Source organism: Croceicoccus sp. BE223 (genome assembly GCF_031457155.1).
In the GTDB taxonomy this organism is placed as follows: domain Bacteria; phylum Pseudomonadota; class Alphaproteobacteria; order Sphingomonadales; family Sphingomonadaceae; genus Croceicoccus.
In genome coordinates, this window is record NZ_JAVDWB010000008.1 from 106,534 (window position 1) to 119,287 (window position 12,754).

11 protein-coding genes, 1 tRNA gene and 1 pseudogene are annotated in these 12,754 nt (G+C 64.0%); 3 read left to right on the plus strand and 10 right to left on the minus strand.

The annotated features are described in order from the left end of the window. Positions 1 to 128: 128 nt before the first annotated feature. Entirely contained in the window at positions 129 to 935 is an 807-nt protein-coding gene (locus J2X37_RS15035) for a DUF1134 domain-containing protein (protein ID WP_310022815.1), read from the minus strand. A 304-nt stretch (positions 936 to 1,239) separates the two neighbouring features. Here J2X37_RS15035 and J2X37_RS15040 point away from each other — a divergent pair. Both J2X37_RS15040 and J2X37_RS15045 read left to right on the plus strand, forming a co-directional pair. Beyond that, a tRNA-Ser gene (locus J2X37_RS15040) sits at positions 1,240 to 1,331 on the plus strand. A 146-nt stretch (positions 1,332 to 1,477) separates the two neighbouring features. Then, positions 1,478 to 2,776 (plus strand): phage integrase central domain-containing protein, encoded by a 1,299-nt coding sequence (locus J2X37_RS15045; RefSeq protein WP_310022816.1) that lies wholly within the window; start codon positions 1,478 to 1,480, stop codon positions 2,774 to 2,776. On the opposite strand, the gene mobF is transcribed toward J2X37_RS15045, so the two are convergent. The 3 genes from mobF to J2X37_RS15060 are packed head-to-tail and all read right to left on the minus strand — an operon-like array spanning position 2,777 to position 6,656. Further along, complete coding sequence (mobF, locus tag J2X37_RS15050) at positions 2,777 to 5,623, minus strand: MobF family relaxase (protein WP_310022818.1); 2,847 nt, start codon at positions 5,621 to 5,623, stop codon at positions 2,777 to 2,779. It abuts the gene before it with no gap. Continuing rightward, a complete protein-coding gene (locus J2X37_RS15055) occupies positions 5,624 to 6,376 on the minus strand; it encodes a hypothetical protein (RefSeq protein WP_310022820.1) in 753 nt (250 codons plus the stop codon). Continuing rightward, positions 6,366 to 6,656: a hypothetical protein gene (locus J2X37_RS15060; protein WP_310022822.1), complete on the minus strand. Its 291-nt coding sequence runs from the start codon at positions 6,654 to 6,656 to the stop codon at positions 6,366 to 6,368. Before J2X37_RS15060 ends, J2X37_RS15055 begins: the two co-directional genes overlap by 11 nt. A 262-nt stretch (positions 6,657 to 6,918) precedes the next feature. Between J2X37_RS15060 and J2X37_RS15065 the strand changes: the two genes are divergently transcribed. Then, on the plus strand, positions 6,919 to 7,203 hold the full coding sequence (locus J2X37_RS15065) for a hypothetical protein (protein ID WP_310022824.1): 285 nt from the start codon (positions 6,919 to 6,921) through the stop codon (positions 7,201 to 7,203). 385 nt (positions 7,204 to 7,588) lie between these two features. Here the strand turns inward: J2X37_RS15065 and J2X37_RS15070 are convergent. The 6 genes and pseudogenes from J2X37_RS15070 to bioF all read right to left on the minus strand — a co-directional run. Next, positions 7,589 to 7,897, minus strand: a pseudogene (locus J2X37_RS15070) (IS3 family transposase); the annotation flags it as partial. Positions 7,898 to 8,263: 366 nt separating this feature from the next. Further along, positions 8,264 to 9,532, minus strand: a complete 1,269-nt coding sequence (locus tag J2X37_RS15075) for an adenosylmethionine--8-amino-7-oxononanoate transaminase (protein WP_310022825.1) — start codon at positions 9,530 to 9,532, stop codon at positions 8,264 to 8,266. Then, complete coding sequence (gene bioD, locus J2X37_RS15080) at positions 9,529 to 10,161, minus strand: dethiobiotin synthase (protein WP_310022828.1); 633 nt, start codon at positions 10,159 to 10,161, stop codon at positions 9,529 to 9,531. Before bioD ends, J2X37_RS15075 begins: the two co-directional genes overlap by 4 nt. Further along, positions 10,158 to 10,931: a methyltransferase domain-containing protein gene (locus J2X37_RS15085; RefSeq protein WP_310022831.1), complete on the minus strand. Its 774-nt coding sequence runs from the start codon at positions 10,929 to 10,931 to the stop codon at positions 10,158 to 10,160. The genes bioD and J2X37_RS15085 overlap by 4 nt, the downstream gene beginning before the upstream one ends. After that, complete coding sequence (locus tag J2X37_RS15090) at positions 10,928 to 11,557, minus strand: alpha/beta hydrolase (RefSeq protein WP_310022833.1); 630 nt, start codon at positions 11,555 to 11,557, stop codon at positions 10,928 to 10,930. The genes J2X37_RS15085 and J2X37_RS15090 overlap by 4 nt, the downstream gene beginning before the upstream one ends. Continuing rightward, positions 11,554 to 12,684 carry an 8-amino-7-oxononanoate synthase gene (bioF, locus tag J2X37_RS15095; protein WP_310022835.1) on the minus strand — a complete coding sequence of 377 codons (1,131 nt, stop codon included), beginning with the start codon at positions 12,682 to 12,684 and terminating at the stop codon, positions 11,554 to 11,556. Before bioF ends, J2X37_RS15090 begins: the two co-directional genes overlap by 4 nt. Positions 12,685 to 12,754: the final 70 nt, after the last annotated feature.

Here is a 12,754-nt window from a genome sequence, read left to right on the forward strand (position 1 = left end):
GTCCCTGGTCCTGTGATAGGCCCGCCTCGAGAGTCGCGGGCGCGCGCCTCATGCCCACGGACGGCCCCGGGTTCAAGCCCCGAGACCGTTCCGGACCGCAATTCGGGACAAGTGCGGCGCAGGCGCCCTCAGAACGGCAGCCAGCGCTGCTTTTTCGAGAACTTCATGTAGCCCGCGTTGACCCCGAGGCGCAGGCCCGCGCCGACCCGCACCGGGATCAGCACGACATCGCCCTTGCGCATGTAGCTGACGTTGAAACCCCCGACGAGATAGGCCTGCCCTTCGCCCGCGGGGAAGCGTTCGAACAGCTCCTCGCTGTCCCACAGGTTGTAGACGAGCACGAAGGTCGACGCCGCATTGGCGCCCGCGTCGAAGCCGATCGAAGGCCCGGTCCAGTAGACGGGCTGCGTCCCCTCGACCTTGTGATGCAGCGTGCCGGAACCGTAGCGCACGCCGATGGCGATCGCGCCGCCCGCCTCGCGCCCGGTGATGTAGGCGTTGGGCTGGCCCTGCTTCTTGAGAATGTCCTGGATCACGTCGGCAAGGCCCTGTGCACCCTTGCCGAAAACACCCTCGGCCGCGCCGATGAGGTCGTCTTCCTGGTAGGTTTCCTGGCTCGCGGCCGTCGCGGTCGTCGTCGCGGGTGCGGGGGTGGCAGCCGGCGCGGTCGGTGCAGATGCGGGAGCCACGGGCTCCAAATAGGGATCGGCAGGGTCGACCGGGTACGGATCGGTCTTGGTCGCAGGCTTCGCATAGGGATCGCCCGACACGGCCGGCAGCTCGCCTTGCGGGCTCGTCTGCGCCAGGTCGCCGTCGATAGCGCTGTCCGGATCCACCGTCTGCACCTGCGCCATGGCCGGGGCGGCACTCATCGCCAGCGCGGCCAGCGCCAGGGCCCAGCCCGAGCGACGACCCATCGAGAAAATGCGATTCATGGTAGTTCCCTGTCCAAACTTTTTGCGCACGGCGCGCCGATCCCTTGGCGCGGCAGGACGACCGCATCGGTCCACGCCCGACGCAAGGTCCATCCGCCAGACCACATCTAAGCCGAATGTGAGCGTTCAGGCCATGAATGGGCGGTGAATCGAATCCGTTGCGCGACGAAACGCCGGTTTTGCGGCGGGCTGGTGCGAGCCGTGCCGGTGCGGCGTTCACCTTTTTGCCGACACGCCGCGAGAGGCCTTGCCGACCTTCTGCCCCCTCGCTATAGCCCGCCGCTCGCGGCCCATGTCGCGATGCGGAGACGTGGGTGAGTGGCTGAAACCAGCTCCCTGCTAAGGAGCCATACTGCTATCGCGGTATCGAGGGTTCGAATCCCTCCGTCTCCGCCACCTCGTGATCCGAGGGCATCCCTTGAAGCGCTAATTTCCTTGCTTTTCCGCCATTCTTCGGCCATCATTGTTCTCTATTTGTTTCCGGTCTTCCGCCTTCATCCACCCCGATTAGGGGGCACATATGGGGGCAGCGGAACGCGACTTTGGGGGCACTGATGCTGACCGACATGGCCGTAAGGCAGGCAAAGCCCAGGCAGAAGGACTACAAGATCGCCGATTCCGAAGGGCTGTACCTGTTCGTCTCGAAGGCGGGCTTGCGCAGCTGGCGGCTGAAGTATCGCTTCGCCGGCAAGGAACGAAGGCTCGTTCTGGGGCGCTATCCCGAGATGGGATTGAAGGAAGCGCGTGACCGCAAGGCCGATGCGCGGCGGCTCCTGTCCGATGGGCGCGATCCGGGGATCGAGGCGGCCAAGGCAAAAGTCGAACGCGCGGTTGCGACCGCCAACACCTTCGAGACCTTGGCGCGGGGCTGGTACGATCTGCAAAAGGATCGCTGGACGCCGATCCACTCTCGCGATGTGATCACAAGCCTGGAGAAGGAAGTCTTCCCGTGGGTTGGTGTCTTGCCGATTTCCGAGATCGATGAACCCATGGTGCTGTCCGTGCTGCGCAAGATCGAGAAGCGCGGGGCGATCGAGACGGCGCACCGGGTGCGCCAGCGCATGTCGGCGGTGTTTGTCCATGCCATCGCGGAAGGCGCGGGAACGCGCGATCCCGCGGCGATCGTAACCAAGGCGCTGAAGCCCGTGCCGCGCGCGAAGAAGCGGCCCGCCTTCCTTTCGCTCGACGCTCTGCAGGACATGGTCCGCAAGACCGAAGCCGAACCGGCCTCGCCGCTGACCAAGCTGGCCTCACGGTTCCTGGCCCTGACAGCACAACGTCCTGGCATGATTCGCGCGCTACCGTGGGACGAGATCGAGGGCGTGGATTGGCAAAGCAATGAGCTTTGCCCTGATGCACTTTGGCGTGTGCCGGCCCACCGCATGAAGCTCGACAAGGAACTGAAGTCCGACGAAGGTTTCGAGCATCTGGTGCCGCTGTCACCGCAGGCTGTCGATGTCCTGCGCGCGGCATGGGTGCTGACCGGACGCGGGCCGCTGATCTTTCCATCGAACCGCAATGCCCACCGGCCCATGAGCGAGAACACGCTCTCCTACTTCTACAACCGCTGCGGCTACCAGGGGCGGCATGTCCCGCATGGCTGGCGAGCGTCGTTCTCGACGATCATGAACGAATGGGCCGAGCGCAACGGTTCGCCGGGCGACCGGCATGTGATCGACCTGATCCTTGCCCATGTCCCCGAAGGGGTGTCGGGATCGGAAGGTGCCTACAATCGTGCCGCCTACATGGAGCGCCGGCGCGAACTGCTCGATGTCTGGGGCGCGACGCTGCTCGGTGCTTTCCCCGCGCCGCACAAGATGCTGGGCTGGCCAAGCCGCTAATCAGATGCCGATCTCGAACGGCTTGACCCGCTCGCGCTGCAGTTCGAGTTCGGGCGCCTTGGGTTCCTTCTCGCCCACGGTTTCCAGCGCCGAAGTCTTTTCGCCCGATTGGAGTTCCAGCTTCCGCTGGGCCTGGTCGGCCTTGTCGACATAGACGGTAAGATCATCGCGCACGCGGGTAACCGAGACGAGGAAGTTCTGCCGGGTCAGCAGTTTCGTGTCGCGCGCCTCCATGACGACGATCGCCTTATCGGTGGTCATGCCCTGCGCCATGTGCGCGTTGTAAGCATAGGCCAGATCGATCCGGGAAAGCATCGGGTCGGATTTTGCCAGGGTCATCTTCATGCCGGTCAAGGTTTCGATATCGACATGGGACTTGCCGATCGCCGTGATCGTGGCGCGATCGGCGTTAAGCAGCCCGCGCTGATGATCGTTCGTCGTCCAGCGGATGCGATCACCGGCATGGATGGTCCGCTCCCTCTCTTCGTGAAGCGCAATGCGATTGTCCTGCCCGGGCCGGATGCGGTCGGGATGTAAGCGATGCGGCTTGCCCTGGGCATTGATCAGGTCCACGCGGCCATTCCCGTTCACGCCGGTGACCGCGTAAAGTCCTGAAGACAACCGCTGTGCCTTGACGGGTTTGGCCAGTTCGACAATCCGGCCCGGCATGTAGTGGTGCGCATAGCGCAGTTCCTCGTTGGTGAGGTTGACCCGGTCAAGCGCCCGAACAGTCAGGCTGCCCGTACCAAGTTCGCCCTTGGCTTGAAGTCCCGCCTGGACGGTCAGATTGACTGCATCGCGTAGCCGCCGGCCCGATGCAAAGATCATGGTACGGTCGCGCTCGTCCCTTGGCAGATCGAGCCATTGCTTTGCTGCCTGTTCGACCACGCCGCCATCGGCTTCGATAACCTTGCCGCCAAGCAGGGCCATGGCCTTGTTGACGTCGCCTGCCTGCGCGGCTTTCGCGACCTCGCGGATCGTATCGTCGCGGGCGCGGACATTCTGGTCCATGTGTGCGGTCGCGATCCCGGCGTCCTGCGCCAGCGCAAAGGGTTTGCCGGCATCGACTGCGCCAAGCTGCCGTGCATCGCCGATCAGCACGAGACGCGCGACATGGAGCAGGTTGGCGATCTCGACCAGTTGCAGCTGATCGGCATTGGCGAGCATCGAGGCTTCATCGACCACGAGGATACTGCCTGCCATTTCTGCCTTGGTCGCTCTATCGACCTCCCCGCCATTGGCCTTGAGGAACCGGGTCACGGTCATCGACGCGATACCGGTATCGCGCTCCAGTTGCCGAACGAGGGTGTTCTGTACGGCAAGTCCCATGACCTTGCGCCCCTGCGCTTCGAACAGGCGCGCGGCGGGTGCAAGCAGGCTGGATTTGCCCGCCCCGGCAATCCCCTGGATGGCAACGATGCGGTCGGAGGACGCAAACATCATGCGTCCTGCTGCTTCCTGCCCGGGATTGAGGGCGAAGCCGTTCGTGTCTCGCGCGAAGTGCTGGAGACTGTCCCCAGCGAGATCGGACGACAGGATCGGTGCAACGCTTCCGCGTCCCTTGTCGATTTCCTCCAGCATGCGCCGCTCGGTCGCCAGCCCCTGCGTGGTGGTGACCAGCCCGGCACGCTCGTCAGCCCCCCGTTGCAGGTTGCCATTGCGCAATTGACGGTCGATCGCCTTCTCGACCTCGTCGATGGTTGTCGACAGGCCGAAGTCCAGCGCGGCCTTCGCGATGTCGGTCACGGCAAAGCCTGCCTCGCGTTGTTCGAGGTGCCGGATGGCGGACGCCACCGCATGAGCAGCGGCAATGTCGCCGGGTGTCTGTCTGGGGAACCGCTGCGGCAGATAGGGGTCGGTGGATTGCAGCCCCACGGCACTGGCAAAGCGATCCGCAATATCTCGCGCCTTGCCGGCAATCGTGCTCCACACTTCACCCATTCGCCGGGTTATGCCAGGTTTGGATTGGAGCCTGTGATCGGCCTCGGCGCGGATACCGGCCAGGTCGAGCCCGATCTCGGTGGCGGTTCCCTTCCATCCCGCATAGAGCGCGCCGCGATTCTCGATCCATTCTTTGTTCTCGCGCGTCATCAATGTGGCTGCCTGCAAAGCTTGCGGCGAGCGCGAGGTCATCTTGCTGACCTTGGCCAGGATCTGCTGGCGGCGGGTGCTGAACGCCATCACCATGTTGCGGGCGATGCCGGCCGCCTCGAAGTTGCCGTGCTTCGATCGGTCGCCGATCCTGTAACCCATCGCTTCGACGCTGCGCCGAAAGTGCGCCATGGTCATCGAGTTCAATAGCGTGTTGTAGGTCCAGAGCTTGTCATTGCGCAGCGCGCGCCATTCCCCGTTCGGCAGCTGCGTCATGTTGGCGATGACGGCATGGAAATGGCTTTGCGGTTCCTGCGCGCGGCTCGTGTCGTGCTCGAACAGGCCGACGACCAGGTTGCCGGTTGGAACTTGTCTTTGCCCTTTCCCGTCATCGACACGCGCCTGTGCCGCGTTCTTTTCCGCCCAGGTCAGCGTTGCTTTCACCGCCTCGCCATAAGCCTCGATAATCCGCCGGTCCCCGCCCACCAGCGCAATCAGCGACCAGCTCTTGGGGATCGAAAATGTGAGGTCGATCCCGGCACGGTGGATGCCTTCGCGCCCCACACGCGAACCATCAGGCAGTTCACCGCGTAGCACGGCTTCGAACTGTCTGGCATCGATCCTGCCGGACAGGCCCAGTGCCTCGGCGCCCTTGCCGAACCATTCGCCCTGGCCCTGTTCGCGAGTGTAGTAGTTGTCAGCAGCGAAGTACGCAGCGGCCCCGCCTGCCGAGCGAACCGATGCCACCGAGAGCACTTATTTGTCCTCACGCTGGGGCTTGCGGCGGGCTTGCCCTGGAACGAATCTGGTTTCCTCGGATGACACACGCGGCGGCAAGGCGGGTGGTAGTTCGGGAGCAGAATCGGGCGGGCGCGTTGGTACTTGTTCGACACGCTGTACAGTGCGCGATCGTATCGCCTCGATCGCATCGCTCGATGCCTTGGATTGATCCCCGTCAGGTTCGGCAAAGGGCAGGGAAAGCTGCTCGCCGGGTTCCGCTCTGGTTCTCGGACGCCGTCGTGGTTTGGTCGATGCCGGGGGCTCAACCTTAGCCTCTTCGGGCAGCGTATTCCGCTCGTGCCACCTTGCCCATTGCACCCTGATCCGGGCAATGGCCTCTTCCAGCACTGCCAACGCATGCCAGAACGCTGGCGGGGCAAACAGGAGACCTGCCGCAATCCATGTGCCGCGCACGATCCGGTCCAGTATATGGGCCCACGCGGCCACGAACGGGTTCGTCGTGGCGACCACGTCCTGCCGCACGACGAAGCTTTCGCCGCCCCCGGAGAAGTACCATTGTGCGTCCCCGCTTGCGCCCAGAAACAGGAACAGGTTCGCCTTGGCATGGGCGAGGCCAAAGGTGTTGGTAGTGACGCTGGAATGGACCTCCAGCTGGTACCGTATCGACAGGTAGAGGATCGCAACAATTAGTCCCACGGCAAGCTTCGGTCCCACCCAGCGAGTGAGGTAGAACGGCTCGTCAAAGGTGGAGCGCGCGTCATCCCACATTGCCGTGATCCTCGCCCGAAAGGTCGCTGCGCCAGGCCGACATTACCTGCGCATGGAGCCTGGGATCATGGCGTTCGAGCAGCGCGCCCACCGCCCTTGCGGTAAACAGTACATTGCGCTCCAGATCGCCCGGAGCGAGCAGCGCGGCGGCGTCGAGTTCGTCGACGATCAGTTTGCGCAGCAAGCCCGTCACCGTCATGTGGCGGCTTGTTGCAAGAGCGCCGAACTGGTCGAAGATGTCCTGCGTTACATAGCAGGCAAGGTGATGGCGTCGCGGCATTCGGGCATTCTCCACGCCCCTTCACGATCCGCCTCCTTCATTGAGAACATAGGTAGAACAAACCGCAAATTCAAGCGCGGATATCCGTTTGCTGTCAGACGGTTGAGGCAGCTGGTCACGACCCGTCATCGCGGTGACCACTGGTCAGTTCCGCGGGATTTCGGAGCGCGCGGATAAAGTCTATTCAGGTCAATGCTTTACGCCAAAATTCCATTCCCGGTGAGGGGTAGGGTGTGCTCTCTTCTCCCCCACTGCGGAAGGCTTGATCCAGTATTTCGAGCGTAAAATGACTGAAGGTAATTTCTCTGCCGATCGTGGGTGCGCCTGCGGCTCAAGAATCCGCTTCCATATTGCGGGTCTGTCCACGGAGGACAAGATCGTTGCCGCTCAGAATGGCCCCATGGAGCTCGACCGCATTTACAACTTCATGCACTGTCGCAGTGCCGCACGCAATGCCGATGGCGCATTGGCAAGGGAGGCTTGTCCCTCAAGCCTGCCGTCGAGCCGCAGGTATCTGCGCTTGCAACAGCGCAAGCTCGCCGCCTAACATCAAACCCAAAATGAGGCCCGAACTCCGCTAATTCACGCCGCAATCTGCGCCAAATGTTTTGACAACGGACAGCTTTCAACGAGCCGCGAACATATGATTTGGAAGTACGCTTTCCCAACTGATACGGGGGTGTGTTGAGGCAGATTGCTTAATTGCTGCGTGACAGGCAAAAACTCTTCCGGCGTGGCCTTGGGGCTGCATCGGGAGAGCATTGGACTTCGATGAGAGTTGAACAGAACGAGTGGGGCCGAGGATGAAGAAGTTGAGTGTATTGATCGCCACAGCGCTGGTGATGTGTCAGGCGAATACCGCGGCAGCCCGCAATATCGTAATTACCAATGATGATGCACTGAGCAGCAATGTCTGAATAGCCCCGAGTTTTCTAGACGCCCTCGGTGCTCATCATCTGTTCCCGTTCGAATTCCACGGGTTTCAGCATCGCGTTCCGTTCATGCTTGCGTATCGGGTTGTAGAATATCTCGATGTAATCGAACACATCCTGCCTGGCTTCGTCGCGTGAGCGATAGGTCCACCGCCGGATGCGTTTGCTCTTGAGCAGGTTGAAGAAGCTCTCGAATACGGCGTTGTCATGGCAGTTGCCGCGCCGGCTCATCCTCCAACTTGTGGGCCTTCAGGAATGAGGCCCAGTCCATGCTGGTGTGAACTGTGGTCTCTGGTCCGGGTTCAACAGGAAGCACATAAGGGCTTCCCTTCCGCGACATGGCGCGAGAAAGCGCTGACGCACGCCGACTCATAACAACGCCAGGTGTCGGCGGGGTGGTGGCCGACTGGTCCTCACCGACCCCATAGTGTAGCAGCTGCGACGCCGACTGCGGACAGAAGCAAGTGACCGGCGAGGGATCAAATTCAGCCATGATTGACTTGAGAAAGCCATCACATCACCGTCCATCCCATAAACTGGAAGAACAAGTACTCGGGTCGCTGCTGCCGTTGGAGCGCGTTCGCTGACCGCGCCCAACGCGGGCGATGACAGCGATGCAGCCATGTTCGCCCGCCTCGGCATCGAGGCGATGCCGGCGAGCGAGCCTCGCGACGCTCAGGCGCCGTCGTGTGCCGGTTCGCGCAGCGAGCGCAGTGCAGAGGCGATAACCTCGTAAACACGGGCGAGCTGCGTCTCTGAAATGCAGTAGGGCGGCATTACGTAAACGGTGTTGCCCAGCGGGCGCAGCAGCAGGTCGTTCTCGCGGAAGAACTTCAGCAGGCGCGGCTGAACGTCGGCGAGGTATCCTTGCGCACCCGGAACGTCGAAAGCCGCAATCGTGCCGCACTGGCGCACGTTCTCGATCTCGTGCTCTGCGGCCAGCGCGGCAAAGTGCTTTGCCTGCCGCTCCACGAGCGTCGCCACCTGATCGCGGACCGGCCCGTCGCGCCAGATCGCAAGGTTCGCCGCCGCCGCCGCGCAGGCGATGGGGTTGGCGGTGTAGCTGGATGAGTGGAAGAACATCTTCGCGCGGTCGGTGCTGTAATGCGCGTCCCAGATCGGCTCGCTCGCCATCGTGACCGCCAGTGGGATCGCCCCGCCGGTCAGGCCCTTCGACAGGCAGAGAATGTCGGGCACGACGCCCGCCTGTTCGCAGGCCAGCAGCGTGCCGGTGCGGCCCCAGCCGGTCATGACTTCATCGGCGATGAACAGCGTGCCGTGGCGCGCGCAGATCGCGCGCATCTCGGCCAGCACCTCGGGCGAATACATCAGCATCCCGCCTGCGCCGAGCACCAGCGGCTCGACAATGAAGGCCGCCGCCCCGTTCGCGCAGGCACTGTCCAGCGCGTCGTAGCAGGCCTGCTCCGCGCCCTCGGCCGGAAAGGGCACTTTGGCGACGTCGAACAGCAGCGGCTGGTAGGCCTGGTTGAAGACCCCGCGTTCCCCCACCGACATCGCGCCGATGGTGTCGCCGTGATAGGAATGCTCCATCACCACGATGCCTTCGCGCCGCTCGCCCTGCGCCTGCCAGTAGCCGAGCGCCATCTTCAGCGCGACTTCGACCGCCGTGGAGCCGGAATCGGAAAAGAACACGCGGGTCAGCGCATCGGGCATCATCTCGCGCAGGCCGCGTGCGACTTGTTCCGCCGGTTCGTGGGTCCAGCCCGCGAAAATCACCTGGTCGAGCTTCGTCGCCTGCTCTCGGATCGCCTCGATGATCGGCGGGTGGTTATGCCCGTGCGTCGTCACCCACCACGATGAAATGCCGTCGATCACCTCGCGCCCGTCGGCGGTGTAGAGCAGCGCCCCTTCCCCCTTCTCGACCGTCGGGATCGCCTCTTCCAGTCCATGCTGGGTGAATGGATGCCAGATCGGCGAAATCATGAACGGAAGTCCTGAAGGTCGAAGTTCTCTCGGAAGGCCGCGCCCAGTGTCGCAGCGTCAAGAGGATCGACGAAAGGCAGGCGGCCCAGCCGCTTCACCTTGCCCATGGCGGCAATGATCGCCTCGCTGTCCTCGACCGCATCACCTGCGAAAGCGACGCCAAGAATGGGCACCCCGCGCGAGCGCAGCGCCTCGATCGAAAGCAACGAGTGGTTGATCGTGCCGAGCGCCGTTCGCGCGACGAGAACGACCGGCGCTCCCCAAGCGGCGAACATGTCGGCATAGAGCAACTCGCGCGTCAGCGGCACAAGCGCGCCGCCCGCGCCTTCGACGACCAGCGGGCCTTCGACATCGGGCAGCGCAAGCCGCGCCGGATCGATCGTCACGCCGTCGATCTCTGCCGCGATGTTCGGTGATGCCGGTGTGGCGAGATCGTAGGCAGAGGGCATGAAACGGTCGTCCGGCAGGCCCGAAAGCTCGATCACGCGGTCGCGATCAGTGCGCCCCTGATCGTCGGTGCCAGCCTGCACCGGCTTCCAGTAATGCGCGCCCAATGCACCTGCCAGTGCGGCCGCGAAGACGGTCTTGCCGATATCGGTGTCGGTGCCGGTGACGATGATGGGGTTCACGGCGCGCTCCTGCGGAAATGCCCGATGACGACTTCGTAAGTGACCGCCGATCCCTGTTCCTCGAACCGCCCCATGACGCGGCGCATTTCGGCAGGGCCGAGCGGGCGGTGAGCAGGCTGCGGCGTTCCGGCCCCAATGGCGCGCAGGCTGCGCAGGAAGCCCAGCGCATCGTCGTGGCGTTCGACCCGGTGCTGCGAGACCAGATCGCCGACCCGCCCATCTGTCTGCATGTTCTCTAGCTCGCTCAGAGGCGCAAACCGGCGCGTTCCCGCCTCAAGCCCTTCCGCCTCGTGCGCGTCGCGCCATTCGGCAAAAGTGCCCGCGCCCAAGGTGGCAAACATGCAGTGTCCGCCGACTTTCACACTGCGCAACATTCGCGCCAGGCCCATGTCCTGATCGTCGAACCACTGCATCGCGAGGCTGGAGCAGACGAGATCGAACTCGCCCATTTCGGGCAGTCCGTATTCGCCGTCCATCACCGCAAAGCGCCGCCCCGCACTCTCGCCCACGCGCGCCTTGCACCGTTCGACCATGGCGGGCGCGATGTCGGTGACGAGCCATTCGCCCCCGACACCCGCATCGATCAGCGCCTGTGTCAGGAACCCCGTCCCGCACCCGATCTCGAGAATGCGCGGGCTGTCCGGCAGGTCGAGCGCGGCGATGCGCGCGGCAAGTTCGCTGGCAACATCGTGCTGAACCCGCGCATGGCGGTCATAGTCGCGGGCCGAACCGAAGGCCGCGCCGATCCGGTCGCGTTCGACCGCGTTCATGCCGCGGCCCTCACGAATTCGGCGATGGCCTTTGCGGTCCATTCAGGCGCTTCGAGCGGGAGGAGATGGCCGGCATTTTCGCAAGTCATGCGGGTCACGCTTGCCTTGGCGAATACCGCGCCCCGCATCGCTTCGGGCAGCAGGGGATCATTTGCGCCCTGCAACGACAGCACCGGCAGGCCGCCCGCAGCATCGCGGAAGTCGCCGTCACGCGACAATTCCAGATCGGCGAGCAGCGGCGCCAGTTCAGGCGTCCCCGCAACAGCACCCGCACCGCATCGCGCCCGGAAATCCGCGACGACTTGCGCCGGATCCTGCGGCAGCCGCGCGATCATCCGGTCCAGCGGGCGGCGCGGCACGCCGGGGAAGTCGTCACCTTCGACGAACCGATCAAACCCGTTCATCGCCACCATGCCGCAGCACCCTTCAGGCAAGTCCGCCAGCCATTGCATCGCGCCAAGGCTGTGCCCCACGACGACGCAAGGTCCATCGCTCTCCACCGAAACCGGCACGCCGAAATAGCCACGTTCGGCCATGCGGCAATCGAACCCGTCCAGATGCCTGACGACACCCGACCAGATCGAGGCATCGAAGCCCCAGCCGTGCATGAAGAGCAACGCAGTCACGCCCGATCACCGATCGCAGCCAGCAGGGCATCGACCTCCCCTTCCCCATGCGTCGCGCGCAGGGCAAGGCGCAGGCGGCTTGTGCCCTTGGGCACCGTCGGCGGGCGGATGGCAGAGGCGATCATGCCAGCCTCTTCCAGCCGCGCCGAAAGCGCCAGTGCGTCCTCCGCCTCGCCGATCAGGGCTGGGACGATCTGCGTGCTCGACTCCGCCACGTCGAAGCCGCGCGCGGTCAGCCCTTCGCGCAGCCGGTTGCCCAGATCGGCAAGATGCGCTCGCTCCGCCTCCATGTCCGGCACGAGGTCAAGCGCCGCATCGATCGCGCCCAGAACGGCGGGCGGCGGCGCGGTGGTGTAGATGAAGCCGCTGCTCGTATTGATGAGGTAGTCGATCAGCACGCGCGAGCCTGCGACATAGGCGCCGAACCCGCCCAGCGCCTTGCTGAACGTGCCCATCGTCACGTCAACCGCGCCCGGTACTGTCGCGGAAAGCCCCGCGCCTTTCGGCCCCAGAACGCCGGTCGCATGAGCCTCGTCGACATAGAGCAATGCATCGTATTCCCGCGCCAGACGCGCCAGTTCGGCCATGTCGGCGCGGTCGCCGTTCATGCTGAAGACGCTTTCGGTCAGGATCACCCGCGCGGGCGCATCGGCGCTTTCGGCCAGCAGCTTTTCAAGCGCTGCCATGTCATTGTGCGCAAACCGCGTCTGGCGAATGCCCGCGACATTGCAGCCCGCGTGCATACTGGCGTGGTTCAACCGGTCGGTCAGCACCACCGCCCCCGGCACCGCCGCCAGAATCGCCGGAATCACCGCCGCATTCGCTTGCCAGCCCGATGCGAAGATCAGCGCCGCCTCGGTCCCCTTGAACCGCGCGATCTTGTCCTCGAGCGCGAGGTGAGCCTCGTGCGTCCCTGTCACCAGCCGCGATGCACCGCTGCCGCTACCCATGCGCGCTGCCCATTCGCCCGCGCGTTCGGCCAGCAGCGGATGCCGCGCGAGGCCAAGGTAGTCGTTGCTGGAGAAATCGAGCATTTCCCGCCCGTCCCGCACGATCCTTCCACCGCCTGCCAGCGCGGCAGGCCGCAACGTCCGGCGCAGGCCCTGACCCGACTGCGCGTCAATCATTTCTCCGAAAACTAGATCTAGACCTGTCATGGCTGGTTTGGAAATTGGCCATCGAACGTATGAGGCGTTA